This window comes from Nocardia amamiensis (genome assembly GCF_015477605.1).
Taxonomy (GTDB): Bacteria; Actinomycetota; Actinomycetes; order Mycobacteriales; family Mycobacteriaceae; genus Nocardia; species Nocardia amamiensis_A.
The window spans coordinates 293,278-319,820 of the sequence record NZ_JADLQX010000007.1; the positions used below are offsets into that span (position 1 = coordinate 293,278).

General features: G+C 67.4%; 22 protein-coding genes. 16 read left to right on the forward strand and 6 right to left on the reverse strand.

Features of this window, described 5'->3' with window-relative positions:
• The gene (locus tag IU459_RS12655; protein ID WP_195129676.1) at positions 1-501 is read left to right on the forward strand and encodes a MarR family winged helix-turn-helix transcriptional regulator; all 501 of its coding nucleotides are present in this window, start codon (positions 1-3) and stop codon (positions 499-501) included.
• A gap of 105 nt (positions 502-606) precedes the next feature.
• Here IU459_RS12655 and IU459_RS12660 read toward each other — a convergent pair whose 3' ends face one another.
• Positions 607-2,310, reverse strand: coding sequence for a SpoIID/LytB domain-containing protein (locus tag IU459_RS12660; protein WP_195129724.1), 1,704 nt, complete (start codon positions 2,308-2,310; stop codon positions 607-609).
• Between the two features lie 253 nt (positions 2,311-2,563).
• On the opposite strand from IU459_RS12660, the gene IU459_RS12665 reads away from it, so the two are divergent.
• A complete protein-coding gene (locus tag IU459_RS12665) occupies positions 2,564-4,906 on the forward strand; it encodes an N-acetylmuramoyl-L-alanine amidase (RefSeq protein ID WP_324198845.1) in 2,343 nt (780 codons plus the stop codon).
• A gap of 20 nt (positions 4,907-4,926) precedes the next feature.
• Here the strand turns inward: IU459_RS12665 and IU459_RS12670 are convergent, their stop codons facing one another.
• A complete protein-coding gene (locus IU459_RS12670; protein ID WP_440446488.1) occupies positions 4,927-5,727 on the reverse strand; it encodes an HAD family hydrolase in 801 nt (266 codons plus the stop codon).
• 192 nt (positions 5,728-5,919) lie between these two features.
• Between IU459_RS12670 and IU459_RS12675 the strand changes: the two genes are divergently transcribed.
• From IU459_RS12675 to IU459_RS12705, 7 genes are read left to right on the forward strand one after another with little or no spacing between them, the layout of a single operon-like run.
• Positions 5,920-6,897: an ABC transporter permease gene (locus tag IU459_RS12675; protein WP_195129677.1), complete on the forward strand. Its 978-nt coding sequence runs from the start codon at positions 5,920-5,922 to the stop codon at positions 6,895-6,897.
• Complete coding sequence (locus IU459_RS12680) at positions 6,894-7,814, forward strand: ABC transporter permease (RefSeq protein ID WP_195129678.1); 921 nt, start codon at positions 6,894-6,896, stop codon at positions 7,812-7,814. The genes IU459_RS12675 and IU459_RS12680 overlap by 4 nt, the downstream gene beginning before the upstream one ends.
• Positions 7,811-9,655, forward strand: coding sequence for an ABC transporter ATP-binding protein (locus IU459_RS12685; protein WP_195129679.1), 1,845 nt, complete (start codon positions 7,811-7,813; stop codon positions 9,653-9,655). Before IU459_RS12680 ends, IU459_RS12685 begins: the two co-directional genes overlap by 4 nt.
• A 13-nt stretch (positions 9,656-9,668) precedes the next feature.
• Positions 9,669-11,369 (forward strand): ABC transporter family substrate-binding protein, encoded by a 1,701-nt coding sequence (locus IU459_RS12690; protein ID WP_195129680.1) that lies wholly within the window; start codon positions 9,669-9,671, stop codon positions 11,367-11,369.
• A gap of 32 nt (positions 11,370-11,401) precedes the next feature.
• Positions 11,402-13,066: an ABC transporter family substrate-binding protein gene (locus IU459_RS12695; protein WP_195129681.1), complete on the forward strand. Its 1,665-nt coding sequence runs from the start codon at positions 11,402-11,404 to the stop codon at positions 13,064-13,066.
• 40 nt (positions 13,067-13,106) lie between these two features.
• Positions 13,107-14,786 (forward strand): ABC transporter family substrate-binding protein, encoded by a 1,680-nt coding sequence (locus IU459_RS12700; RefSeq protein ID WP_195129682.1) that lies wholly within the window; start codon positions 13,107-13,109, stop codon positions 14,784-14,786.
• On the forward strand, positions 14,783-15,445 hold the full coding sequence (locus tag IU459_RS12705) for a hypothetical protein (RefSeq protein WP_195129683.1): 663 nt from the start codon (positions 14,783-14,785) through the stop codon (positions 15,443-15,445). The genes IU459_RS12700 and IU459_RS12705 overlap by 4 nt, the downstream gene beginning before the upstream one ends.
• Positions 15,446-15,461: 16 nt before the next feature.
• Here the strand turns inward: IU459_RS12705 and IU459_RS12710 are convergent, their stop codons facing one another.
• The gene (locus IU459_RS12710; RefSeq protein ID WP_195129684.1) at positions 15,462-15,917 is read right to left on the reverse strand and encodes a DUF6463 family protein; all 456 of its coding nucleotides are present in this window, start codon (positions 15,915-15,917) and stop codon (positions 15,462-15,464) included.
• Positions 15,914-16,570: a DUF2867 domain-containing protein gene (locus IU459_RS12715; RefSeq protein WP_228837785.1), complete on the reverse strand. Its 657-nt coding sequence runs from the start codon at positions 16,568-16,570 to the stop codon at positions 15,914-15,916. The genes IU459_RS12710 and IU459_RS12715 overlap by 4 nt, the downstream gene beginning before the upstream one ends.
• A 197-nt stretch (positions 16,571-16,767) precedes the next feature.
• Here IU459_RS12715 and IU459_RS12720 point away from each other — a divergent pair, with 197 nt between their 5' ends.
• The 5 genes from IU459_RS12720 to IU459_RS12740 all read left to right on the forward strand — a co-directional run bounded on the left by IU459_RS12720 (position 16,768) and on the right by IU459_RS12740 (position 21,878).
• Positions 16,768-17,490, forward strand: coding sequence for a FadR/GntR family transcriptional regulator (locus IU459_RS12720; protein WP_195129685.1), 723 nt, complete (start codon positions 16,768-16,770; stop codon positions 17,488-17,490).
• Positions 17,491-17,513: 23 nt separating this feature from the next.
• Positions 17,514-18,227 carry a sterol desaturase family protein gene (locus IU459_RS12725; RefSeq protein WP_195129686.1) on the forward strand — a complete coding sequence of 238 codons (714 nt, stop codon included), beginning with the start codon at positions 17,514-17,516 and terminating at the stop codon, positions 18,225-18,227.
• A 175-nt stretch (positions 18,228-18,402) separates the two neighbouring features.
• Positions 18,403-18,615 carry a heavy-metal-associated domain-containing protein gene (locus IU459_RS12730; protein ID WP_195129687.1) on the forward strand — a complete coding sequence of 71 codons (213 nt, stop codon included), beginning with the start codon at positions 18,403-18,405 and terminating at the stop codon, positions 18,613-18,615.
• A 20-nt stretch (positions 18,616-18,635) separates the two neighbouring features.
• Entirely contained in the window at positions 18,636-19,586 is a 951-nt protein-coding gene (locus tag IU459_RS12735) for a hypothetical protein (RefSeq protein WP_195129688.1), read from the forward strand.
• Positions 19,587-19,628: 42 nt separating this feature from the next.
• Positions 19,629-21,878, forward strand: a complete 2,250-nt coding sequence (locus IU459_RS12740; RefSeq protein ID WP_195129689.1) for a heavy metal translocating P-type ATPase — start codon at positions 19,629-19,631, stop codon at positions 21,876-21,878.
• Between the two features lie 266 nt (positions 21,879-22,144).
• Here the strand turns inward: IU459_RS12740 and IU459_RS12745 are convergent, their stop codons facing one another.
• Together IU459_RS12745 and IU459_RS12750 are read right to left on the reverse strand one after the other, a co-directional pair.
• Complete coding sequence (locus IU459_RS12745) at positions 22,145-22,489, reverse strand: hypothetical protein (protein WP_195129690.1); 345 nt, start codon at positions 22,487-22,489, stop codon at positions 22,145-22,147.
• Positions 22,490-22,586: 97 nt separating this feature from the next.
• Positions 22,587-23,456 (reverse strand): NAD(P)H-binding protein, encoded by an 870-nt coding sequence (locus IU459_RS12750; protein ID WP_195129691.1) that lies wholly within the window; start codon positions 23,454-23,456, stop codon positions 22,587-22,589.
• 86 nt (positions 23,457-23,542) lie between these two features.
• Between IU459_RS12750 and IU459_RS39650 the strand changes: the two genes are divergently transcribed.
• Both IU459_RS39650 and IU459_RS12760 read left to right on the forward strand, forming a co-directional pair.
• On the forward strand, positions 23,543-24,400 hold the full coding sequence (locus IU459_RS39650) for an AraC family transcriptional regulator (protein ID WP_324198846.1): 858 nt from the start codon (positions 23,543-23,545) through the stop codon (positions 24,398-24,400).
• A gap of 964 nt (positions 24,401-25,364) precedes the next feature.
• Positions 25,365-26,228, forward strand: coding sequence for a helix-turn-helix domain-containing protein (locus IU459_RS12760; protein ID WP_228837786.1), 864 nt, complete (start codon positions 25,365-25,367; stop codon positions 26,226-26,228).
• Positions 26,229-26,543: the final 315 nt, after the last annotated feature.

Here is a 26,543-nt window from a genome sequence, read left to right on the forward strand (position 1 = left end):
ATGTCGGACGCGGTGGACCTGTTCGTGGCGCACTGGCACCGGGAGCGGCCCGAGGTCGACGTTTCGCCGATGCTCGTGCTCGGCCGGATCCAGCGGCTGGCACGGCTGGTCGAACAGGACCTCAAACGCTTCTTCGGCGAATTCGGCATGGAATTCTGGGAATTCGACGTGCTGGCCACGTTGCGCCGTTCCGGCGGTGCCGACGGACTCACCGCGGGCGCGCTGATCAAGGTCGCCATGGTGACCTCCGGCGCGATCACCAACCGCATAGACCGGCTGGAGGCCAAGGGACTCGTCGAGCGCAAGCCCTGCCCGGAAGACCGCAGGGCCATCCGGGTCCAGCTCACCGAACCGGGCCGAGCGCTGATCGACGACCTGCTGCCCCGCCACATGGCGAACGAACAGCGAATGCTTGCGGCTCTGGATATTTCGTCCCGCGAGCAGTTGGCGGACCTGCTGCGCACCTTGGCCGAGTCACTCGGTGACACACCGCCGGAGTGATCCCGCCGCGTCTTCGCAGGAGTAACAGTCTGCGAGCGAGCCGGAGCGCGTTGCCCGCGGTGGTCTCGAATGACCGTCGGCCGGGCCGAGCAGACGGGCGGACAGCTACTCGGCAGGCGGCAAAGCGACAGAAGGAACCGAACCGGCAGCTGCGGCATCCCCAGGCGGAACCGCACCAGCAGGCGCGGCAGCCCCAGGCGAAAGCGCTCCTGCAGGCGCGGCAGCGCTAGGCGGGACCACACCGGCAGGCGCGGCAGCGCTAGGCGGGACCACACCCGCGGAGTGTGTGGAATCAGTGTGCGGCACGGCCACGGGCGGCACTGACCGAGCAGGCGGAGTCGCGGCGGTCAACGGGCGCGCATCACCAGACGACGGCGCACCGCCAGACGGAGGCACAGCACCAGACGACGGCGCACCGCCAGACGGAGGCACAGCGTCAGACGGAGGCACAGCGTCCGCGCTGGGTGCACCGGCCGCCTGAGACGCACCGACAGCGGGGCCTACACCAGCAGCAGGGGGCACACTTCCAGATGAATGCGCAGCGTCAGCACCGGGTGCACCGGCAGCTTGCGCAGTCGACGGCATACCCTGGGCGCCAGGGGAATCCGGCACCATCTGCAACAGCGTCGTGAAGTCGACCACCTGCGCGCCGAGCGTCGGCGTCGCGATGATGACGCCGTTGGTGTAGAGCCGATAGGTGCCCGCGTGTTGCGGAAGGAGCATCTCCGGGCCGAGCGGCGTGCCGACCGCGCTGGTCGCGCCGCCGATCCGGCGGTACTCGGCCTCGATCGCCGATTCCGTGCCGGAAGTCTGCTGGTGCGGATCCTCGGGGGGTGCGGTGGCGAGCAGTTCGGCAGGTGCGGGGCCGACGTCGAAGGCGTAGATGTCCGCGGGTTCGCCGCCATCGGGCGCGGCGGAGTACTCCGCGCGCAGGATCCGGCCATCGCGCAGCAACACGGCGCCCGCGGAGGCGGCGACGGCGGCGGCCGCGCGCGGATCCTCCCTCGACGTACCGGGGTACTCCTGGCAGTCGGTGGTGTCACAGGTCTGCGCGTACGGATAACGCTGCTCGGCGAGTGCGTACGAGCGCGCCGCGATCGCCTGCGCCCGCAGTGCCTCGGCCGCGCCTTTCTCCGCCCAATTGGCCTGCATTTCGGCCGGGACCACGCCGAGCAGATAGTCCTCGACGTCTACCTGGTTGACCGTGCGGGACGCGCCGTCCTCGAGGGCGACGCCGAGCGCGCCGCGATACGCAGGTCCCCCGCACAGCGTGAGATGTTCGGCCGCGGGACGATTCGGCCGGGCATCGAGTGGGTGGATCCACGGGTCGTCGGTCGCCGCCTGCCACAGCACATCACCGTCGCAGCCGACCGTCACGACGACATTCGCGCCCCCGCCGGGCAGCGGCGTCAGATGCGCCACGTGACCGGGCGCCACCTCGCGGCCCGCCACTCGCAGACCAGCGACGGCAAAGGCGTCCAAAGTCGAGCCGTCCCGCGCCATGAGGCGGACCCGGAGTGCCGCGGGCACGACGGTGCCGAGCACCGCGCCGGGGTAATAGTGGGTGAGGATGCGTTCGGCCGCCCACCCGTTGCGGGCGCTGTCGAACGCGCCGACCTGGCTCATACCGCGCCCATGTCCCGGCCCGGCCACGGTTCGATACGGCGCGTCACCCGGCCAACCGGACAGCACCAACACTGCGCCGGTGAGCAGCGCCGCGCCGCCGATCGGCACCGGCCGCAGCGTCGACCGCATGAGCGCCCGCCTGCCACGCAGTGCGCGAGGTTCGGCGCCGCGGATGGTTCGCATCACGCATTTCGCCAACCTCCGCGCTTCGGTATTGCGGTGCATCGTTTCACTCCCACGGTTTCCGGGACCGGTGATTCGATACCGGTCGGCATGTCGTCCCCCGCCGGTCTCAATCCGAGAGCTACATTCAAGCAATCATAATTCTCAAGTAGAGGTTTAGACTGTGGCAATTGTGGCTATTGTGACCATTGATACATCAGGTAGTAACCCCGAATTGCTCACGCTCACTGGTTCGACCTGATTGGAGACGCTCGTGCGGTACCGCAAACCGAAACGTTCTTACGTGCTCCCGGTTGTCACCACCCTCGCGGTAGCGGCGCCGCTCGTCACGCTCACACTCAGTGATTCGACCGACTATCGAACCGCCAACGACAGCGAACCCGCGGCCGTACCGGCCCAGCTCGCCGAGGTCACGCTTACCAAAGCCCCCGACATCGTGCTGCCGCTGCGCGAGTTCACCGGACTGGACCTGCCGGATCTGCGCCTTTCCGACCTGCGCATGCTGCCGATTCCGGAATCCATTCCGGTGCCGGACGGACTACCACTACCACCCGGCGTGCGGCTACCCGAACGAATACCCATACCCCGAATAGATTCCGGCGAGACCTCCGGCCCCGATGTAATCCCAGGTCAGGCATCCAGCATCCCGAATTCGCCCGCTCCGGTGAATGCCGGAATCGTCCCTGGCAGCGTGCGCTTCATCGCAGACCCCGACGATCTGCACCCTGGCGCCACGCCCGACACTCCAGCGTTATCGCCCGGCGCGCTGACCCCCGAACTGATGAGCCAAGTGGGGGCGCAGGTGAAGGAACTCTCCCGCGACACCCCCTTCAGCATGGTGGCGCTCACCGCCAAGGAACTGGCGAACACCAAGGCCACCATCCGAGCCCGGCAACCCGATGGCACCTGGGGCCCGTGGTACGACACCGAACCGGTCGACACCCACCGCACCGACCACTCCGGCCCGGGAGCGACCAACGGCACCGAGCCGATCTACGTCGGCAACACGAACGCGGTGCAGGTACTGGTCACGCGGAACCAAGCCGCGGCGCCGGAGGTCAAGCCAGTGGCGCACCCGGCTGCGATCGCGGAGGATCCGGTCGAACAAACCGACCCACAGCCCGTCGACCCGGCCCAGCAGACCGACCCACAACCCGGCATCCCCACCCAGCAAACCGACCCACAGCCCGTCGACCCGGCCCAGCAGACCGACCCACAACCCGGCATCCCCACCCAGCAAACCGACCCACAGCCCGTCGGCCCCGCCCAGCAGACCGACCCACAACCCGGCGACCCCGCCCAGCAGACCGATCCCCGTCCCGAGCCGGTACAGCCCCGCTCCGACGATGTCGCGCAGCTGATCCCCGATCTGACCGCAGTGCTCATCAATCCCGGCCGCGGCACCATCGACGGTTCACTGCACAATGTGGCCGCGGCACTGCCCGGCGGCGGGCCGCAGGTCATCACCCGAGCCCAATGGGGCGCAGACGAATCGATCCGCTGCGACGAACCCACCTACGACGACGGCCTCGGCGGCGTCACCGTGCACCACACCGCCGGTCGTAACGACTACAGCAAGTCCGAATCCGCCGGGATCGTCCGGGCGATCTACACCTACCACGCGAAAACATTGGGCTGGTGCGACATCGGGTACAACGCGCTGGTCGACAAGTACGGCCAGGTCTTCGAAGGACGCTTCGGCGGCCTCGACCGACCGGTGCAGGGCGCGCACGCCGGCGGGTTCAACGAGAACACCTCCGGTGTCGCGCTGATGGGCGACTACGAATCCATCCAGCCGACGCAGGAGTCGATCGACGCGATCGGCGCTTTCGTCGGCTGGCGCGCCAAGGTCGCCGGGCTGAATCCCAAGGGCTACACCACGATGTATTCCGAGGGGACGTCGTTCACCCCGTACGCGCAGGGTGAGGCCGTGCGGCTGCCGATCGTCTTCGCACACCGCGATGTCGGCAACACCAGCTGCCCCGGCGACGCCGCGTACGCATTGATGGACCGGATCCGCGAGATCGCCGCCGGCGCGCCGGGCGCCTCCGGCGGATACCACCCGCAGACGCCGCCGGGCACCGAGCTCGACGTGGCCGCCCTCGCCGAGTTGACCACCAAGTTGCTGAACATGGTGCACGACAACATCGTCGCCAGGCACTGGTCGCAATCCGGCGGACCGAGCGGACCGCTCGGCGCCGCGCAGTCGGACGTACTTCCCGCAGCGCATGGCCAGCAATACGCGAAGTTCACCAACGGCTACGTGTACACCGTGCCGGACGGCCAAGTCGTCGAAGTGCTCGGCACCATCCTGAACCGCTTCCTGCAACTCGGCGCCGACACCGGCATCCTCGGACTGCCGCTGCGCAACGCCTACCCCGTCCCGGACGGCCTGCGCGCCGACTTCCAGCACGGCTCACTGATCCTCAACCAGCTCACCAACATCGTCACCACCGTCTTGAAGACTCACAACGACACCAACCGGGAGGAACCGCACCGAAACAGCCCGGCCGCGGGTCCGGCCCCGGCGAACATCCCGGACCCGGCCAGTGCCGCGTATTCCGCTGGCTCCGAGCAAATTTCCGTCGCAAGGTGACTCGGCCCCGCAATGGTCACTCAGACCCACCAGCGTTCGAGAACGCGGGCGACTCCGTCATCGGAGTTGGATTCGGCGATCTCGTCGGCGGCCGCGAGGGCTTCGGGGTGCGCATTGCGCATCGCGACGCCGTGCCCGGCCATGGTCAGCATGGGGACGTCGTTGGGCATGTCGCCGAACGCGATGATGGCGGCCGCGTCCACGCCGAGCCGCTGGGCGACCACCGCGAGACCCGAGGCTTTGGTGATGCCGGGCGCGGACAGTTCGATGAGGCCGTGCTCGGTCGAGTAGGTGATGTCGGCGCGCTCCCCGATCAGCGGAGCGAGCACCGTGCGCATATCCGAGCTGCGCGCGCCGGGTAGCCGGATGAGCATCTTGATGGCCGGTGCGTCGACGACTTCCTCGCGGGCGACCGAGGTGTCGTCCGGGTTGAGCCAGGCGTGCTCGTACTGCGGCGAGCTGACGAATTGCGGCGTCACCGCGTCGTGCGCGCTCTCGCCGACCCGTTCCGCCGCGAGCCCGCAGCCCGGCAGCGCCTGCTCGGCGACATCGGCGAGCCAGGTCAGCGTCGCCACGTCCAACGTCCTGCTGGCCAGTACCCGATCGGACGCGCTGTCGTAGACCACCGCTCCGTTGCCGCACACGCACAGCGGCGCATACCCCAAGCCCTCGACCACCGGCCCGATCCAGCGCGGCGGACGCCCCGTGGCCAGCACAAACGGCACACCGTCCGCGACCAGCGCTCCCACCGCGGCCTTGGTCCGCGCGGTGACCCGCTCGTCGTGATCGATGAGCGTGCCGTCCACATCGGTGGCGACCATCTTCGGCTTGGGCAGGTGCAAGGGCCTCACCTCATCTATCCTGCCGGACGACGCCTGGCCACCGCCCGGTCGGTGACAGGATCGGGGTCGGACATGCCCGAACGTCACGTGGCACGCGCGCAGGCAAGCACGTCCTTATGATCGGGGGCTAATACCGACGCTGGCTCGTCCAGCCGAAAGACCAGAGGACTGATGACCGGCTTCCTGCTACGACGCGCGCTCAACTATGTCGTGCTGTTGCTGCTGGCTTCGTTCCTGACGTTCAGCCTGGCGTCCCTGACGTTCCGGCCCCTGGACAGTCTCGAACAACGCAACCCGCGACCGCCGCAGGCAGTGATCGACGCCAAGGCCGAGGAGTTGCACCTCAACGATCCGATTCCGGAGCGGTACCTCACCTGGATCAAGGGCATCCCGCAGGGCGATTTCGGCACCACGTTGGCCGGTCAGCCGGTGAGCGCGGAACTGCCGCGGCGAGTGGCGGTGAGTCTGCGGTTGCTGATCGTCGGCTCGCTGGTCGGCACCGTGCTCGGGGTTCTGATCGGCGCGGCGGGGGCGATCCGGCAATACAAATTCAGCGACTACTTCACCACGGTGGTGTCGCTGCTGGTCTTGAGCACGCCGGTGTTCCTGCTCGCGACGCTGCTGAAATACGGCGCGCTGGAGGTCAATTCGGTCAGCGGCGAGCAGATATTCCTCTACACCGGCGAGACCTCGGCCACCAGGATCGAGGGTTTCGGGGCACAGCTGCTCGACCGGGTCCAGCACCTGATCCTGCCCACGACCGCCTTGGCTCTCGGCGCCATGGCGGGCTACAGCCGCTACCAGCGCAACGCCATGCTCGACGTGCTGCAGAGCGATTTCATCCGCACCGCCCGCGCCAAGGGGCTCACCCGTAGCAGAGCGCTGTACAAGCACGGCCTGCGCACCGCATTGATCCCGATGGCGACGCTGTTCGCCTACAGCCTCGGCGGTTTGATCACGGGCGCCACTTTCACCGAGAAGATCTTCGGCTGGCACGGTGTCGGCGAATGGCTGGTCGACTCGATCAATGCCCAGGATCTGTACGTGGTGGTGACGGTGACCGCGTTCGCAGGGTTGGTCGTGCTGGTGTCCGGCCTGCTCTCCGACATCGTGTACGCGATTCTCGACCCCAGGGTGCGTGTGGGATGACAGAAGCCGAAATCATCGTCCAAGGCGCTCCCGAAGTCGCCGCGACCGGACGGCGCAAGCTGGTTCTGCGGCGCTTCCTGCGCAACAAGCCCGCCGTCGCCGGCGGTATTGTCCTGATCTTGCTGTTCGTCGCCAGCTTCGCGCTCCCGCCCTTGCTGCCGTATGACTACCAGCAGCTGGACTACACCGCGCTGCTCCAGCCGCCGAGCCTGGAACACCCGTTCGGCACGACGCAGATCGGCCAGGACGTGCTCGCGCAGACCCTGCGCGGCCTGCAGAAATCCTTGATCATCGGCCTGTGCGTCGCGCTGTTCTCCACCGCGATCGCGGCGTCCACCGGTTCGCTGGCCGGTCTGCTCGGCGGCTGGACCGATCGCGCGATCATGTGGCTGGTCGACCTGCTGCTCGTGGTCCCGAGTTTCATCATCATCGCGCTGTTCGCGCCGCGCACCAAGGGCAGCGGATCCATTCTGCTGCTGATCATCCTGCTGTCCTGCTTCGGCTGGATGATCTCCGCGCGAATCGTGCGCGGCCTGACATTGAGCCTGCGCGATCGCGAATTCGTCCGCGCCGCACGGTATATGGGCGCGCCCACCCGGACGGTGATCCTCAGCCACATCATCCCGAACATCGCCTCGATCCTGATCATCGACACCACGCTCACCGTCGGCTCGGCGATCATGGCCGAAACCGGCCTGAGCTTCTTGGGCTTCGGCGTGCAGCCTCCGGACGTGTCGCTCGGCTCGCTGATCGCGACAGGCACCAAGTCGGCGCTGACCTATCCGTGGCTGTTCCTGTTCGCGGGTGGCCTGCTGATCATTACCGTCCTGTGCGCCAACCTGGTCGGCGACGGACTGCGCGACGCGTTCGATCCCGGCGCCAAGCGAGCGCGGTCGAAGAAGAAGGCGAAAGCATGACCCACTCGACCGCACCGCTGCTGGAGATCACCGATCTGCACGTCTCCTTCCCGAGTGAGGAGGGCCGGATCGACGCGGTCCGCGGTGTCACCTACACGGTGTCCGACGGTGAAGTGCTCGCCATCGTCGGCGAATCCGGTTCGGGCAAGTCGGTGTCGTCGCTGGCGGTGATGGGGCTGCTGCCGGAGCAGGCGCGGATCACCGGCTCCATACGGTTCCGCGGGCGCGAACTGCTCGGCCTCGGCGACCGGCAACTGTCCCAGTTGCGCGGCAGTTCCATCAGCATGGTGTTCCAGGACCCGCTGTCCGCGCTCACCCCGGTATACCGGGTGGGCGACCAGCTCGCGGAAGCCCTGCTGGCGCACGGCAAGATGAGCAAGTCGGAGGCCGCGAAACGGGCGGTGGAACTGCTCGACCTGGTCGGCATCCCAGACCCGGAGGTGCGGGCCAAGGCATTTCCGCACGAATTCTCCGGCGGCCAGCGCCAGCGCGTGGTCATCGCGATGGCCATCGCCAACGACCCCGCTCTGATCATCTGCGACGAGCCGACCACGGCGCTCGACGTGACGGTGCAGAAGCAGATCCTCAACCTGCTGCGCAAGGCGCGGGACATCACCGGCGCAGGCGTCATCATGATCACCCACGACATGGGCATCGCCGCCACGCTGGCCGACCGCGTCGCCGTGATGTACGCGGGCCGGATCGTCGAGACCGCCGCCACCGCGGAGCTGTTCACCGCGCCGCGGATGCCCTACACGGTGGGGTTGCTCGGCTCGATTCCGCGGATGGACGGTCCTCCGCGTCGTCCGCTGATCCCGATCGTCGGCGCGCCGCCCGCCATGCACGCGCTGCCGCCGGGCTGCACGTTCGCGCCGCGCTGCCCGGTCGCGATCGATGAGTGCCGCGCTGCCGAACCGCCTCTGGAGCCGACCGATCCCGGGCACTCCGCCGCGTGCATCCGCACTGCCGAGGTCGGCACGGACGCGCTGTTCGAGGCCTATCGCAGCGAGATTTCCGAGCCGGAGGCCGAGGCCGAGGTGGACTCCGAGGTGGTGCTGCGGGTTTCCGACCTGGTGAAGGTGTTCCCGATCACCTCCGGTGTGGTGCTGCGCCGCCGCAAGGGCGAGATCAGGGCGGTCGACGGCATCAGCTTCGAGGTGCGGGCCGGACGGACCTTGGCGCTGGTCGGCGAGTCCGGCTCCGGGAAGTCCACCACGCTCACCCAGATCCTCGAGCTGGTTCGCCCGCAGGCGGGCACCATCGAGATCATGGGCAGCGACGTCGCTTCGCTGAGCAAGGCGCGCAGGCGGGAGATCCGCAGGAAGATGCAGATCGTCTTCCAGGACCCCACCGCCTCGCTGGACCCGCGCCTGCCGATCTTCGACGCGCTCGCCGAGCCCCTGCGCGTCGACGGGCGTCCGCGGGCCGAGATCGCCCGGCGGGTCCCCCAGTTGCTCGAGCAGGTCGGGCTGCGCCCCGAACACGCCGATCGCTACCCCGCCGATTTCTCCGGCGGCCAGAAGCAGCGCATCAGCATCGCCCGCGCGCTCGCGCTGGATCCGGAGTTGCTCGTGCTGGACGAACCGGTGTCCTCGCTGGACGTCTCGATTCAAGCGGGGGTGCTGAACCTGCTGCGCGATCTGCAGACCGAGCGCGCGCTGTCCTATCTGTTCGTCTCCCACGACCTCTCGGTGGTCCGGAATCTGGCCCACGACATCGCGGTCATGTATCGCGGCAAGATCGTCGAATATGGCTCCGCCGAACAGATTTTCGCGGCGCCGGCGCACGAGTACACGCGTGCGCTGATCGATGCCGTGCCGGTGCCGGTGGTCAGCCGCTAGGAAGGACAGCCCGATGCGGATTCGATCGACCCGAAGCCACACCCGCCCCCGGCCGGTGCGCTGGGCGGTTCCGCTCGTCGCGCTCGGGCTCGTGGTCGCTGGCTGCGGCGCGAACGGTGCCGAATCGGCGAAGGGGCTGTCCGACGCGCTCGGCACCACCAGCGACCTCAATCCGCGACACCCGGACGAGTTGCGCGAGGGCGGCAACCTGCGGCTGGCCACCACCTCGTTCCCGGCGAACTGGAACACGCTGTCGAACGATGGGCACGAGGGCGAGATCGGCGACATCGAGCGGCCGTTGATGCCACGCTCGTTCAACACCGACGCCGCGGGGCAGCTCACCGTCAACAAGGACTACTTCACCGACGTCCAGCTGACCGGCACCGACCCGCAGCAGGTCACCTACACCATCAATCCGAAGGCCGTCTGGTCCGACGGCACCCCGATCACCTGGGAAGACATCCGCTCCCAGGCTTACGCGCTCAGCGGCGCCGACAAGCGCTTCCTGATCGCCATCACCAGCGGCTTCGATCGCGTGGAAAAGGTCGAGCGCGGCGTCGACGACCGGCAGGCGATCATCACCTTCAAGCAGCACTACGCGGAGTGGCGCGGCCAGTTCGCCGGGAACATGGCGCTGTTCCCGAAGTCGGTGACCGCGAACCCCGACTCGTTCAATCACAGCCTGGCCGACCACATGGGTCCCACCGCGGGCCCGTTCGTGGTCGAGTCCACCGATCGCACCCAGGGGCGCATCGTGCTGGCCCGCAACCCGAACTGGTGGGGTGACAAGCCGAAGCTGGACACCATCACCTACAGCGTGCTCGACCGCGCGGCCTGGGTGGGCGCGCTGCAGAACAACGAACTCGACGCCGTGCGGCTGAGCACGATCGACGACGTCAAGACCGTGCGCAGCACCGCAGGGCTGATCGTGCGCCGAGCGCCGGGCAATCGCTGGCGGCACATCACGTTCAACGGCGCTCCCGGTTCCATCCTCGCGGATCCGAAAGTGCGCGTGGCCATCTCCAAGGCCATCGACCGCCAGGGCATCGCCACCGCCACCCAGAACGGACTGGTGGAGCACCCGAAACCGCTGAACAATCACGTCTTCCTGCAAGGACAGGAGGGCTACCGCGACAACAGCCTCGGCTACGACCCCGCGGCCGCGGCGAAGGAACTCGACGATCTGGGCTGGAAGCTGGTCGGCGACGTCCGCGAGAAGGACGGCCGCAAGCTGATCATTCGCGACGTCATGTACAACGACCCCACCTGGGTGCAGATCGCGCAGATCATCCAGCAGAACCTCGCCGCGATCGGCGTCGGGCTGGTGATCGACACCAAGCCGGGCGCGGGCTACTTCACCGACGTGATCCAGCCCGGTGATTTCGACGCCGCCCAGTTCATCTTCTCCGGCGACGCGTTCCCCCTCAGCAGCCTCCCGCAGATCTACGCCTACCACCCCGACGACCTGCAGGGTAACTACGGACGCATAGGCTCGCCGGAACTGAACGCCCTGATCGACCGCACCCTGTCGGAGCTGGACCCGGCGAAGGCGATCGAGCTCGCCAACCAGGTCGACCGCGCGGTCTTCGAGGAGGGCCACTCGCTGCCGCTGACCCAGTCCGAAGGAAACTTCGGTCTCCGCGCCGACATCGCCAACTACGGGTCCCCCGGGCTCGCCTCATACGACTACACCAAGATCGGATTCGTAAAATGAGATCGCTCCAGCCCACCCGGAATAGGCGGCGGATGCACGCGGTGACAGTTCGGACGTTGGCCGCGGGCACGGCGCTCGCGCTGCTCCTGGTCGGCTGCGGCTCGGGCGACACGGCGGTGCAGACAGGTTCCAACGCGATCGGCTCCACCAACGACATCAATCCCCGAGACCCGAGCGAACTACGCGACGGCGGTAACCTGCGCCTCGCCATCACCGCCTTCCCCGCGACGTTCAACTCGCACCACGTCGACTCCGACGGCGATGTCGCCGAGATGGTCGACTGGACGCTGCCGGGACCGATCACGGCTGACGCTGCCGGTGAGATAAAGACCGACCCCACCTTCTTCACCGAGGTCGAGCTGACCGGCACCAACCCGCAGAAGGTGCGCTACACCATCAACCCCAAGGCGGTCTGGTCCGACGGCAGCCCGATCACCTGGGAGGATCTGCGCTCCCAAGCGGAGGCACTGAGCGGCCGCAATACCGAGTACCGCGTCTCGGCGACCCAGGGCTACAGCCGAATCGCCACGGTCGAACGTGGCGTCGACGACCGTCAGGCCATCGTCACCTTCGCGCAGCACTACGCGGAGTGGCGCGGCCTGTTCGGCCAGCTGTATCCGAAGGAGTCGACCGCGACGCCACAGGCGTTCAACGAGCGCGACCGCAATACGCTGACCAAGTCGGCGGGGCCGTTCGTGATCAGCTCGGTGGATCGAGCGCAGCAGCGCATCGTGCTCAGTCGCAATCCGAACTGGTGGGGCGCGACACCCAAGCTGGATACCGTCACCTACAGCGTGCTCGACTACTCGGCCCGGCTCAACGCCCTGCAGAACAATGAGCTCGACGCCATCGATGTCTCGGGCATCGAGGAGGTCAAGGCCGCGACCAATTCGCCCGGCATCATCGTGCGGCGCGCTTCGCGTCCGTACAACTCGCACATCACGTTCAACGGTGCGCCCGGTTCCATTCTCGCGGATCCGCGCCTGCGAGCGGCCATCGCGAAGGCCATCGACCGTCAGGGCATCGTCACCGCGTTGCAGAACGGGATCGTGGAGAACCCCAGACCGCTGAACAATCACATCTACCTCGACGGACAGAAGGGCTACCAGGACAACTCCGCGGTGATCGCCTACAACCCGGACGAGGCCGCCAAGATGCTGGACGAGCTGGGCTGGAAGCTCAACGGTGAGGTCCGGGAGAAGGACGGACGTCAGCTGGTGATCCGGGACGTGATGTTCCAACAGGACACCTGGGTGCAGATGGCTCAGATCATGCAGCAGAATCTGGCGCGCGTCGGGGTCAAGCTGGTGATCGAAACCTATCCGGGCAACGGCCTCTTCACCGACGTGATCGATCCTGGCAACTTCGACATCGCCCAATTCAGTTGGTCGCGGAGCATTTTCCCACTCGGCGCGCTGCCCCAGATCTACGCCTACGACCCGGCGAACCCGCTGAGCAACAAGGGACGGATCGGCTCGCCGGAATTGAACGCGCTGATCGAGCAGACCATCTCCGAGCTCGACCCCGAGAAAGCGATCGAGCTGGCGAACACGGCCGACCGGATGATCTTCGAGCTGGGACACTCGGTGCCGATCGCGCAGTCGGCAGGCAACGTGGCCGTTCGCGCGAACGTGGCGAATTTCGGCGCCTTCGGACTGGCCTCCCCGAACTACCTCGAGGCAGGCTTCCTGAAGTGAGGCCGTTCGGTAGGAGGCAACGAACAGGAAGGAGCGAACCATGCGGATTCGTTCACTGACGACACGACTGGCGATCGCCGCTGTCGCGATCGGATTGGTGGCCTCCGGGTGTAGTTCGGACGACGAGGGCGCGCCCGCAGGCTCGGCCGCCGAGCTCGGCACCACCAACGACATCAACCCGCACGATGTCAGCGAGCTACGCGACGGCGGCAACCTGCGCTTGGCGATCTCGGCGTTCCCCGCGAACTGGAACAGCTTGTCCAACGACGGGAACGACGCGGAGACCGGCGCGCTAGAGCGGCCGATGATGCCGCGCGCCTTCCGGACCAACGCGGCGGGTGAGCTTTCGGTCAACACCGACTACTTCACCGACGTCCAGCTGACGAACACCAACCCGCAGCAGGTGACGTACACCATCAATCCCAAGGCCGTGTGGTCCGACGGCACCCCGATCACCTGGGAAGACATCCAGTCGCAGGCCAACGCGCTCAGCGGCGCGGACAAGGCGTTCCTGATCGCCAACAACAGCGGCTTCGATCGGGTCGAGAAGGTCGAACGCGGCGTCGACGACCGGCAGGCGATCATCACGTTCAAGCAGCACTACGCCGAATGGCGCGGACAGTTCGCGGGCAACACCTTCCTGTTCCCCAAGTCCGTCACCGCCACCCCCGAGGCGTTCAACAAGAGCCTCGTCGACGGCATCGTGCTGACCGCGGGACCGTTCCTCGTCCAGTCCACCGACCGGGCGCAGGGGCGGATCGTGCTCGGCCGCAATCCCAAGTGGTGGGGCGACACCCCCAAGCTCGACACGATCACCTTCAGCGTGCTCGATTCCTCGGCTCAACTGCCCGCGTTGCAGAACAACGAGATCGACGCCGTCGGTCTCGGCACCCGGGACGAACTGAGGACCGCGCGTAACACACAGGGCATCGCCATCCGCCGCGCGCCCGGCAACAGCTGGAATCACTTCACGTTCAACGGCGCCCCCGGCTCGATCCTCGCGGACCCCAAGTTGCGCGTGGCGATCTCGAAGGCGATCGACCGCAACGGCATCGTGACGGCCATCCAGAACGGCCTGGTAGAGAACCCGAAACCGCTGAACAACCACATCTACATCCAGGGGCAGAAGGGATACCAGGACAACAGCCTCGGCTTCGACCCGGCTGCCACGGCCAAGGAGCTCGACGATCTGGGCTGGAAACTGGTCGGTGACGTCCGCGAGAAGGACGGGCGCAAACTGGAGATCCGCGACGTCATGTACCAGGACGACACCTGGGTGCAGATCGCGCAGATCATCCAGCAGAACCTGGCCGCGGTCGGCGTCAAACTCAACATCGAGACCAAGCCGGGCAAGGGCTTCTTCACCGACGTGATCCAGCCGGGCAACTTCGACGTCGCGCAGTGGACCTGGGTGGGTGACCCGTTCCCGCTGGGCAGCCTCAACCAGATCTACGGCTACAACCCCGACGACCTGCAGGGCAACTACGGCCGCATCGGCTCGCCGGAACTGAACGCGCTGATCGAGCAGACGGTGTCCGAGCTCGACCCGGAGAAGGCGATCGAGCTGGCGAACCAAGTGGATCGCAAAGTATTCGAGGAGGGCCACTCGCTGCCGCTGATGCAGTCGGCGGGCAATGTCGGGGTGCGGGCCGACTTGGCGAATTACGGCGCCGCCGGACTCGCGTCCCTGGACTACACGAAAATCGGTTTCTTGAAGTGAGTTTCGGATCGGGCCACCCGCTGGCCTATCCGCTCACGGTGACGATCGGCGCCCTCGCGGTCTGTGCCGCCTGGGCGCCGTTCGGCACTCTGGATCAGATGGCGGCGATCGCGGCGGTCGTGCTCGGCATTCTCGGGTACACGGGGTATCGACTCGGCGTCGCGTATGGCCTCTTTCCGTTCCGGCGTTCGGGTTCCGCGCGGACCGTGCGGGTCACTCGCGTCCGCCAACAACACCGCTTGATCAGCCGTTCCTGGTTGCAGGTCGGCGGAACAGGTGGTCCCCGCTGGCTTCCGGTCTACTTCGACCCCGTGCTGACCACCCTCACCGAAACCGAGGCCGAGGTGACCGACCGCACGATTCACCTCGCTGGAAGACGCCTCTACCCCTCCGGGCGCATCCGCGACGTCGAACCTCCGGGCCGATTGGTCGACAACCCCAGCCGCCCCGACCCCGACGCACCCACCCATACCGCGGCGGCTGGCCGTCTGCGCCGCCGCCTCCTGCTCGACGCCCAATCCACCGTCGCCGCTCCCTTCGCGGCCCTGCTGTGGGTCTACATCGACGGCGGCGGCCTGCCCGGCTTCCTGGCCGCCACCACCATTGCCGCCGCCGCTACCGTCTGGCTCTCCGCGATCCGCGGCTCCGACCCCACCTGAATCGCAGCCGCACGGGTTACACCGCGTCCAGCTGCGGATCTCGGGCTGCTCCTGACCGCTCTTCCTTCCGCGCTGCCAAGACGATGAGTACCCCGGGGATGATCCCGACGAAGAACGGGGAAGGCACAAGAAGGACGCCACCCAACACACACCACGCGGCGATGCCCCAGCCGATTCCGGCGGGCACAGCCACCCCGCGTGCAGCGAGGTGCCAGGTCAGCACGCCCAAGAGAATCAGCGGCACGGCGAAGCTTCCCGGACCGCCCCAGAAGGTGAGCTTGCTCTGCAGCGACTCCACCGTCGGGGCGGCGTCTCCGTCGGTGAGCGTGAGCGGCACGGCTGCCCATACCCCCAGGTCCACCCAGCTGGTGATCTCATCCCAAGCGGCGAGCGCCAGCAAGATCAGATGCCCTGTTCCGAGCACGAGCATGATCCCGCTCGCCCAGCGGAGCAACCGCGCTCTGGAGTTCATCGCGACCTTCCTTCTTCGTACTGTGCCAAGGCATCGTTGCGGTCTCGCCAGGCGCTTTCCCATCGCCGGGTCAGGGCAGGGTAGACGACGAGGTATCGAAAAGGCTTGATGGCGGCCATATAGAGCCGCCCGAACAAACCGTTGGGCTTGACCAGGACGGCCATCCGCAGCTCATAGTCGCCATCCGCTCCTCGAACCCAGCCGAGATGCATCACGGTGTGCACGGTCTTGTTCGCCAGCTCGCGAGCGGATTCCATATCGAGCTCGTAAACCGCTTTGAGCGGCATGTTCTCGTTGTCCATTCCGCGGGGAGCGTCGCGCATGTCGGCGGGCAGGCGGTCGCGAAGCGAGGCAACCCGCGTACCGACGCCCGCTGATGGCTTGTCCCAGCCGAGGAGTGCGCCGAGCTTCCAGCGAACGGCGAACAAGAACCGCACTGGCCAGGGCTGCTTCGCCGGTCCGCCGGCAGCTTGCAGCGCCGCGACCATCGTCGGGAAGTCGTCCGGCCCGGCTCCCGGCGTGCGGTACGACCACACGTCCTCGACCTCGAAGTCCTTCGTGAATTCGTGGATGCGCCACGGTTGATCGGTGTAGGTGGTCGTTGCGAGTCGCGCCACGGTTCGCCTCCATTTATACGGCACCGTATAGATCATCTGTACGGTACCGAATAAATGCACCGCACTCAATGGGTAGGCGACGCCTCTGCACCACGAGGGCTCAGGCCGCACCGAAGGCCCTGATGGCCTGGGTAGCCAACACGCGTCAGACTCGGATCTCGCACCGTCGACGCGCAGATATCGAATTGGTCTGACCACTTGACCTCCTGACCAACGGAGAGCACAGTAGACGCATGGCGTTGCAACCTGTGGTCAAGCGGTCGGTGTCGGCGGACGTGTTCGAGCAGATCGCGGCGGATGTGCTCAGTGGGGAGCTGGCGCCAGGGGCGACCCTGCCCAGCGAGCGGCAGTTGGCGGAGGCACTGGGGGTTTCGCGACCCGCGGTGCGGGAGGCGCTGCAGCGGCTCGCGGCGGCCGGGCTGGTGTCCGTGCGTCAAGGGGACGCGACCACCGTGCTGAACTACCGGCGCGGGGCCGGGCTCGAGGTCCTGCCCAGGTTGCTGGTACAAGCCGGGGAACTGGACCCCGCGGTTGCGCGCAGCATTCTGGAGGCACGGCTGCACAACGGCCCCAAGGTGGCGGAACTAGCCGCACGCCGAGTCGGCGCGACCGGCGCCGAGGAGATCCGCGCGCTGCTCCATGCCTCCGTCGAAGCACTTGCGGCCGAACGGGATCCGATCTCCCAGCAACGGCATGCGATGGAGTTCTGGGATCACGTCGTGGACGCGGCCGATTCCATCGTGTTCCGGCTGATGTTCAACATGTTGCGCGCCGCCTATGAACCGGCGCTCGCGGCGCTGGCCCCGATCATGTCCGCCGAGGTGGGCAACGTCGAGGGATACCGCGAACTGGCCGCCGCCATCGTGGCGGGCAGGCCACAGAAGGCCGCCACGACCGCTCGGGCGCTGCTCGAGCCGGCGACCACCGCTCTGATCGAGGTCCTCGGCGGACCCTGATCACGCATCACCTAGGAACAACCATGACGAAATCCAAGGCAGAACCGGATACGGTCGAGGCGCACGCACGCGCGAAGGTCCGCCGGGACGAGCGGGCATTACGCCGCGGACTGACACTCGGCCGAGCGTTCGGTGAATTCCTCCGGCACCCCTCGCCGTGGATGATCGCGACCACGCTGGTGGGCGCGGTGATCGGCCGGGTCGTCGTCGGCGACTGGCAAACTTCCGATCTGCTCGTGCCCGCTGTGATGCTGGCATTCTTCCCGGTATTCGAGTGGATCGTGCACGTCACCGTATTGCATTGGCGCCCGCGGCGGCTCGGCCCCATCGCTCTCGACAGCGAGCTGGCCCGCAAACACCGCGAGCACCATGTCGATCCGCGCAACATACCGCTGATCTTCATCCCGACGAAGACGCTGTCCGCGCTGATCGTCGTGCTGATCGCCTCGGCCGCCTTCGCCTTCCCGCGTCTCGGCCTCGGCTTGACCTTCCTGATCACCATCACACTGCTCGGCCTCGGCTACGAGTGGACGCACTATCTGGTCCACACCGACTACAAGCCGAAAGGCTCGCTCTACCGCGCGGTCTGGCGCAACCACCGCCACCACCACTACAAGAACGAGCACTACTGGTTCACGGTCACCACCTCCGGTACCGCCGACCGCCTCTTCGGCACCTACCCCGACCCGGCCAGTACCGAGACCTCCCCAACCGCCCGCAACCTGCACTCGGCCTGACCCTGGTGGCTGCTGTCCTGCGAAATACCGGGACGGCAGCGGTCCACCCGGCCCGGTCCGCACGAACTCGCGGACCGGGCTTTGTCATGTGTGCGAGACCACTCTTGACGGATAAATACCCTAGGGGGGTATGGTAGACGCATAAGCACGAAGCACCCCGAAGAGGAGATCGACCATGAGCACCGCCACCACCACCGTGACCGTCACCGGCATGACCTGCGGTGGCTGCGCCGCCCGGGTCCGGGACGAGATCGGCCGCGTCTCCGGCGTCAGCTCCGTCGCCGTCGACATCGCCAGCGGCGAGGTGACCGTGGCGAGCACGGGCCCGGTCGAGCGCGCCGAACTCGCCGCCGCGGTGGTCCGCGCGGGCTACGCGGTCGCCGACTGAGCACCGAACGGAGCACACCGATGAACGCATCCACCAAATTCGGCGGGTTCGCCCTCGGCCTCGCGGCGGTCTTCGGGATCGCTCTCGCAACCGGGGCGGTCATCGGACCCGACCCCGCCGAGTCCGCGCACAACTCGGGAACACACGACGGACCCGCCCAACAGGGCGAGGCCCATTCAGATGCACTACCCGGAGGAATGATGGCGACCGACCGCGGATACACCCTGCGGCTCGACACCGCGCAGGCCGCACCGGCGCCGAATGTGCCGCTGCGCTTTCGCATCCTGGACCAGAACGGGGCGGCCGTCACTCGTTATGTACGCAGCCACGAGAAGGATCTGCATCTGATCGTCGTGCGACGCGACATGGTCGCCTTCCAGCATGTGCACCCGGTACTGGGCGCAGACGGAACCTGGAGCGTCCCACTCGACCTCACCCGTGCGGGCGACTATCGGGTCTTCGCCGACTTCACCCCGGAGGGCGGCGACAACCTGACCCTCGGCGCGGATCTGCGGGTGGCGGGTAAGTACGACCCGCAACAACTCCCGGCCGCGAGCGCCACCGCCACGGTCGGCGATTACACCGTGACGCTGGACGGTGTCGTCGTCCCCGGCCGACCGTCGATGGTGACCCTGTCGGTACAGCGCGCCGGCAAGCCGGTCACCGACCTGCAGCCCTACCTCGGGGCCTACGGCCACCTGGTGGCACTGCGCGCCGCCGACCTCGGCTACCTGCACGTCCACCCGGAGGGCCACCCCGGCGACGGCGTGACCCCGGCCGGACCGGGCATCACCTTCGCCCTCACCGCGCCGAGCGCGGGTGACTACCGCCTGTTCCTCGACTTCCAGCACGAGGGTGTGGTCCGCACCGCCGAATTCACCCTGACCGTTCCGGGCACCCCCGCCGCAGACACCGCGACGCACACCGAACACACTGTTCAGCAGCCGGTGCCGGGCGGCCACAGCCACTGACTCGTCGATCCACCACCGCCCGCACAGAACGGAGCACCCACGATGACCACCGCGACACAACCATCGCCCGCCGGGCAGGTCGAGCTGGTGATCGGTGGCATGACCTGCGCGTCCTGCGCCGCTCGCATCGAGAAGAAACTGAACAAGCTCGACGGCGTCACCGCGACGGTGAACTACGCCACCGAGAAGGCGCGGGTCGAGGTCACCGGCGACGTCTCGCCGGACGACCTGATCGCCACCGTCGAGCAGGCCGGCTACACCGCCGCCCTGCCCGCGCCCCCGAAACCGGAGGAACCCGCGCCCGCCGAGGAGGACCCGGCCGCCGCGCTGCGGACCCGCTTGCTGGTCTCGCTGGTGCTGTCGGTGCCGGTGATCGCCATGGCGATGATCCCGGCCTTGCAGTTCACCAATTGGCAGTGGCTCTCGCTGACCCTCGCCGCGCCCGTAGTGGTGTGGGGCGCGCTGCCGTTCCACCGTGCCGCGTGGACCAACCTGCGCCACGCCACCGCGACCATGGACACCCTGATCTCGATGGGAACGCTCGCCGCGCTGGGCTGGTCGCTCTACGCACTGTTCTGGGGCACCGCGGGCACGCCCGGGATGACCCACCCGTTCGAGTTCACCATCTCGCGGATGGACGGCACCGGCAGCATCTATCTGGAGGCCGCCGCCGGTGTCACCACATTCATCCTGGCCGGGCGCTTCTTCGAGGCACGCGCCAAGCGGCGCGCCGGTGCGGCGCTGCGCGCGCTGCTCGAGCTGGGCGCGAAGGAGGTTTCGGTGCTCCGCGGCGGGACCGAGGAGCGGATTCCGGTGGAGCAGTTGGCCGTCGGTGATCGGTTCGTGGTGCGTCCGGGCGAGAAGATCGCCACCGACGGCGTCGTGGTGGAGGGCTCCTCGGCTGTGGACGCCTCGATGCTCACCGGTGAATCGGTGCCGGTGGAGGTCGGTCCCGACGACGCCGTGGTCGGCGCGACGGTGAACGTCGGCGGCCGGATCGTGGTGCGGGCGATCCGCATCGGGTCCGACACCCAGCTGGCGCAGATGGCGAAGCTGGTCGAAGACGCGCAGACCGGCAAGGCCCAGGCGCAGCGGCTGGCCGATCGGATCTCCGGGATCTTCGTGCCGATCGTGATCGCGCTGTCGGTCGCGACGCTCGGATTCTGGCTCGGCACCGGCGGATCGGTGGCGGCCGCGTTCACCGCCGCGGTGGCCGTGCTGATCATCGCGTGCCCGTGCGCGTTGGGGCTGGCCACGCCGACCGCGTTGATGGTCGGCACCGGACGCGGCGCACAGCTGGGCATCTTGATCAAAGGCCCCGAGGTGCTGGAATCGACTCGGCGGGTGGATACGGTGGTGCTGGACAAGACCGGCACCGTCACCGCCGGCCGGATGACCCTGCTCGAGGTCATCCCCGCCGAAGGCGAGCAGGCCACCCGGATCCTGGAACTGGCTGGAGCGCTGGAGGACTCCTCGGAGCACCCGATCGCGCAAGCCATCGCCAAAGGCGCCCGCGAGCGAGTGGGTGCGCTGAAGCCGGTCGAAGAATTCGCGAACGTCGAGGGCCTGGGCGTGCAGGGCGTGGTGGACGGTCACGCCGTGGTGGTCGGCCGGGCCCGGCTGCTCGCCGACTGGTCCCAGCACCCCAGCGACGACCTGACGGAGGCGATGCGCGCGGCCGAGGCCGAGGGCAAGACCGCCGTCGCGGTCGGCTGGGACGGCACGGCGCGCGGTGTGCTGGTGGTCGCCGACTCGGTGAAACCGACCTCCGCCGACGCGATTTCCCAGCTGCGCGCACTCGGCCTCACCCCGATCATGCTGACCGGCGACAACCAGGCCGCCGCGGAAGCGATCGCCGCGCAGGTCGGCATCGATGAGGTGATCGCGGAGGTGCTGCCGCAAGACAAGGTCGACACCGTCAAACGGCTGCAAGCCGAGGGCAAGGTGGTCGCCATGGTGGGCGACGGCGTGAACGACGCCGCGGCGCTGGCCCAGGCCGACCTGGGTCTGGCCATGGGCACCGGCACCGACGTGGCCATCGAGGCGAGCGATCTGACCTTGGTCCGCGGCGACCTGCGGGCAACCGCGGACGCGATCCGCCTCTCGCGCCGGACACTCGCGACCATCAAGGGCAACCTGTTCTGGGCGTTCGCCTACAACGTGGCCGCGATCCCACTGGCCATGGCGGGCCTGCTGAACCCGATGCTCGCAGGCGCGGCGATGGCGTTCTCCTCGGTCTTCGTGGTGAGCAACAGCCTGCGGCTGCGGAACTTCCGCTCGACGGCACGATAAACGCAAACACCGGACGGGACGGCACACGCAGTGCCGTCCCGTCCGGGTATACGCCAGGAGGTCTTCATGTCGGCGTTCACCAGCAGCGCGGCGCGCGTGGTGCGGCATCCGCTGACGCAAGCGTTAGCCCGATGCGTCACCGCCTGCGCGCTCGCAGCCGTGCACCGAGCCCTACGGGCCGACAGCGCCGGTTCCGGCAACGCATGCGCATAACGCCATGGCAGAGAGTACCCGCAGCGCAGCCGAATTCGAAACGGAAAAATGGGTCAGCCGCGCAGGGTGGTGACCGTAACGAGCGAGGGTTGGATGAACATGCCGTACACCTCGATCGACACCCCTCCGGTCGGGGACTCGCTGGCCCACCGGGCGTGCTCGGTGATCCCGGCTCCCAGAGTCGCTTTGGCCTGCGGCGACCAGGCGATCGCCACCTGGCTCAGCGCCGGTCCGAGGTTCATATTCGCGATCGCGGTGGACTCACCGTGGTCGAAGTAGACCTCGGTGCCGCCGGGGAAGGGGTTCAGCGCCACTGCGGAGGCGCTCGCGCCGCCGAATGCCGCCGCCGCCCCTCCCGCCGTCAACGCGACCAAGACGGACACAACCCGACGACGCATGCGGATCCCCTTTTCGTGTAAGCACACCGGCCAGTCCTGCCACCCTTGCCCAGCGTTTGCGGTTCGGCAATTTTATGTGACCTCAATCACATCGATGTCAGTGGGTCGCTACGCTCGGTTCCGCCACGAACGCGCTCGCATGATCAGCGGCCCACTCGGCGTAGGTACGGGCGCGACCGAGGATGCGCCGCACGTCATCGGTGACGATCGCGTTGTGTCCCGCACGCACGTAAGCCTGGCCTGCCAGTGCCCCGGCGGCGAATTCGGCGGACATGCCGGACGCGAGCATGTACTCCCGCGCTTCGGATTCCGCGATCTCGACGACCTCCACCGGATGTCCGACGACGTCGGCCAAGGTCGCGGCCAGGTCATGGGTGGTGCGCAGCTCGGGGCCGGTGAGATTGTAGATCCGGCCTGCGTGCTCGCCGGACACCAACGCCGCAACAGCGACTGCGGAGACGTCCCGGGGGTCGATGACGCCCTGCGCGGCGTCGCCGGTCATATTCGGCACCGGCTTACCGGAGCGGATGGCTTCGGCCCAGCTCAGCGTGTTGGACGCAAAAGAACTGGGGCGCAGGATAGTCCAGTCGACGCCGCTCTCCCGTGCGGCCTGCTCACCGGGTAGATGCCAGGTGCCGACACGTCCGAGCCCGGCGTCGCCGGTGCCGATAGCGGAAAGCTTGACGATGCGGCCCACTCCGACGTCGCGTGCCGTGGCGATCAGCGCGCGGTCGCCCTCCACGTACTCCGGGCCCAGCACGCCGACGATGAACGCGGCCTCCGCACCATCCATTGCCGCCGCGATGGACGGGAGGTCGGTGTAGTCGCCCCGCACCACCTCGACGCCCGCGGGCACCTCGGCGCGACTCGGGTCCCGGGTGACGGCGCGAACCGGCACGCCCCGGTCGGCGAGCTGACGGATGATTTCACTTCCGATGGTGCCGGTAGCACCGGTGATCACGATCATGGGGATCACCGTGCCGCGAGTCAGCGCAGGTCTTCTAGGAAATTTCGGCACACCCGCAGGGGCGCGGACTGCCTACAGTGGACGCGGTGACCACCGTGCTGCGCCCGCCGCCCGTCGTGACGGCCGACTTGGTCGAATCCTCCGAACCCGCGCCGGAGTCGCTGCGACCGTGGCTGGCCGAACTCGGTCGGATCCCGACCGTGGTCGACCTGTCCGAACCGTTCGCACACGTTCCGCAGACGTCGACCACCATCGTGCTGCGCGCCGAGCACGACGGTCCCCGCGACGCATTCGTGGTCGGGCCGCAGACCAAGGCGATCTACTCGCGGGCGAACAAGCCGGCGGGCTGCGTGCGCCTGCGCCTGGCGCCCGGGGCCATCCGCACGCTGCTCGGTGTTCCGGCCGCGGACATCACCGATCGGATCGTACGGTTGGCGGATCTGCCCGGCCCGGCCGCCCACCTCGCCACCGAGCTGGTCGAACTCGAGCCCGACGAAGTGGTTCCGTACCTCGAAGACGAGCTGCCACGCCGTGCCGCCGACACTCCGGCCCAGCGCGCCCACCGCCGCCTGCTCGCCACAGCGGTAGCCGCCATCGCCGAGGACCCCGTCCCCATCTCCGAGCTCGCCGCACGACTCTCAGTGAGCGAACGCCAACTCCGCAACCTGTTCACCAGCGGAATCGGCGTCTCCCCCAAGCATTTCGCGCGCATAGATCGAGTTCGCAAAGTCCTGGCCCAGGCCAGAGACACCCCATGGGCCGATATCGCGGTCACCACCGGCTACTACGACCAATCCCACATGTCAGCCGACTTCCGCAGTCTGATGGGCGTTCCACCCACGTCATTTCTCCGTGGTGAGGTACCGGCCGCTACCCCCTGCGGTGCACCGGTCCGCTCCGGGAGAAACGACGGCCTCACCCACGAGCATCTCGGTTCTCCGTAATCTCGACAGGCTCCAAATACAACCTTTCACATGGGAGCCGAGGCAGACCCTCAGCTCCATCCGGCAAGATCTCCACCGCGTCTGGGTAATGAGCACGCCGCCACTCCTGCGCGAACGTCATCGCCGCCGTGAAGCACGCCGCGAACTCCAGCCGGAGCCCGTGCCAGAACACATTCAGCCGCACATCCGGCTCTGACGGGTCAGGAGACGAATCGCCGCTCATCCCACACCCGCTCCCAGCGAGGAGATTTCGTTACCCGGCATACGGAATCACCCCCGAGTCCGGCGATTGGGCGGAACCTGCTCCGCCCAAGCCCGGATCGCTTCGACCACCACTTGCCCCGATGGGCGAAAGCTATTGCGGGGCGGCACTACCCGGCAGCGGATCGCGCCGACCGACGCGGTGGGCGAAGGCAGTGCGATAGTCGCCCCGGCCCGCGCGACCGACACGTCCAGACGGAACAGTTCGGCGAACAGCCGCACATCGTCCGGCAGATCGGGCCTGATCAGAAACGACCATCGCCCCGAACGAGGAGGCCCGACAATAGGTCCCAGCGGACCGCCTCGACTCTGTATATGCGCTTTCACCGCCTGCCCGAGCCGAGTAGGCATCGTCATCGCCCACACACACCCGGCACGCACGACAATCCGGCCGGTCTCGGGCGGGTCGACTACCGCAGGCAGGTCACACACCCGCCGATAGAACAGGCAGCGCGACCGAGGTGTATCCCCACAAGCTTCCATCCGTAACCCCCAGATCCCACATCGAAAGACGGTTGAGGTGCGCCGGGACCGGTCGGGTCTACTCCGATAGCCGACCATTCGGAGTCCAGAAGACGGGAAATCAGGCGTGCGATTCAGACCGCTTCCTACCAGGCGCTACGTAGTAGTCTTGAGCCAATAGGCAAGGTGCGGAATCGATTTGCCGTCCACAAGAATCCACAGAATCGGGGGCACTGGATCGATGGAGAATCCGGGATTTCTGCTCCGGGCTGCCCGGCGAAGCCGAGGTCTCAGCCTGGCCGCGCTCGCAGCCAAGACGAACTACAGCAAGTCGTTGCTCGGCATGTTGGAGAACGGGCAGCGCGACGTGAAGCAAGAGCACATCATCGGCTATTCACGCGCTCTGCACATCCCGGTGAATGAGCTCATGGCACCACCGCAGGACCCGATCCGTGTCGCGCACGAATGGTTGGTGGCAGACTCGGTGCCCAAGACATCCGGTTCCGCTGGTCGACGCGTCGGCGATTCGCTCGCAACCCAGATGGAAGAGCGCGTGGTCGAGCTGCGGCATATGGATGACAGCGTAGGTGGAAGGCACCTTCTCCCGCTGGTAGTGGAGGAATTCGAGAACGCGCGGAGGGTCATCACGGAGTGTAGCTACACAGAGCGGACAGGCAAGCGGCTGCTGATCGTCGCGGGTGAACTCGCGCAACTCGCCGGGTGGGTGGCGAGCGACGCAGGGAGATACGGCGAAGCGCAACGCCTGTACCTGAGCGGCGCATCGGCAGCGGATGACGCGGGAGATCGTGTCCTGACGGCGCAACTCCTGTCGAGCCTGAGCTACCAAATGGCCAATGTCGGCAATCCACAGGAGGCAGCGTTGCTGGCACGTACCGCGGTCAAGGGAGCACCGCACGCGCCGCCCACAGTCCGGTCGTTGCTGGTGGACCTTGGCCTGGGCATGTGCACGCTCACGCGATCGCGAGGAGGCGAAACGAGCACTCGACACGGTGGACGACGCTTACGACCGCCGTTCGGCCGACATTCCAGAGCCCGAGTGGGTGTATTGGATGGACCGTACAGAGATAGACGTGATGGCGGGTAGATGCTTTGTCGAACTGGGCGATCCCGTCAGGGCGAGTTCTCTCTTGTCCAGAGCCATCGGGCAACTATCCACTGATCGAATCCGTGAGGTAGCCCTGTATCGCACTTGGCTCGCGGAGTCGTTCCTGAAGACCAGCGATCTGGACGCCGCACGCGCAACAATTCAAGAGGCCCGGACCGCGGCAGACAGGTCAAGTCCAAACGCGTGGTGTATTGAGGTGATTGCCGCGTGATCCTTTCGGTCAGGCGGTCAGTGCTGGGGTGGTGTCCTCTTGTTCGTTGGGGTCGGTGGTACCGCGTGAGCGGGCGAGGACGT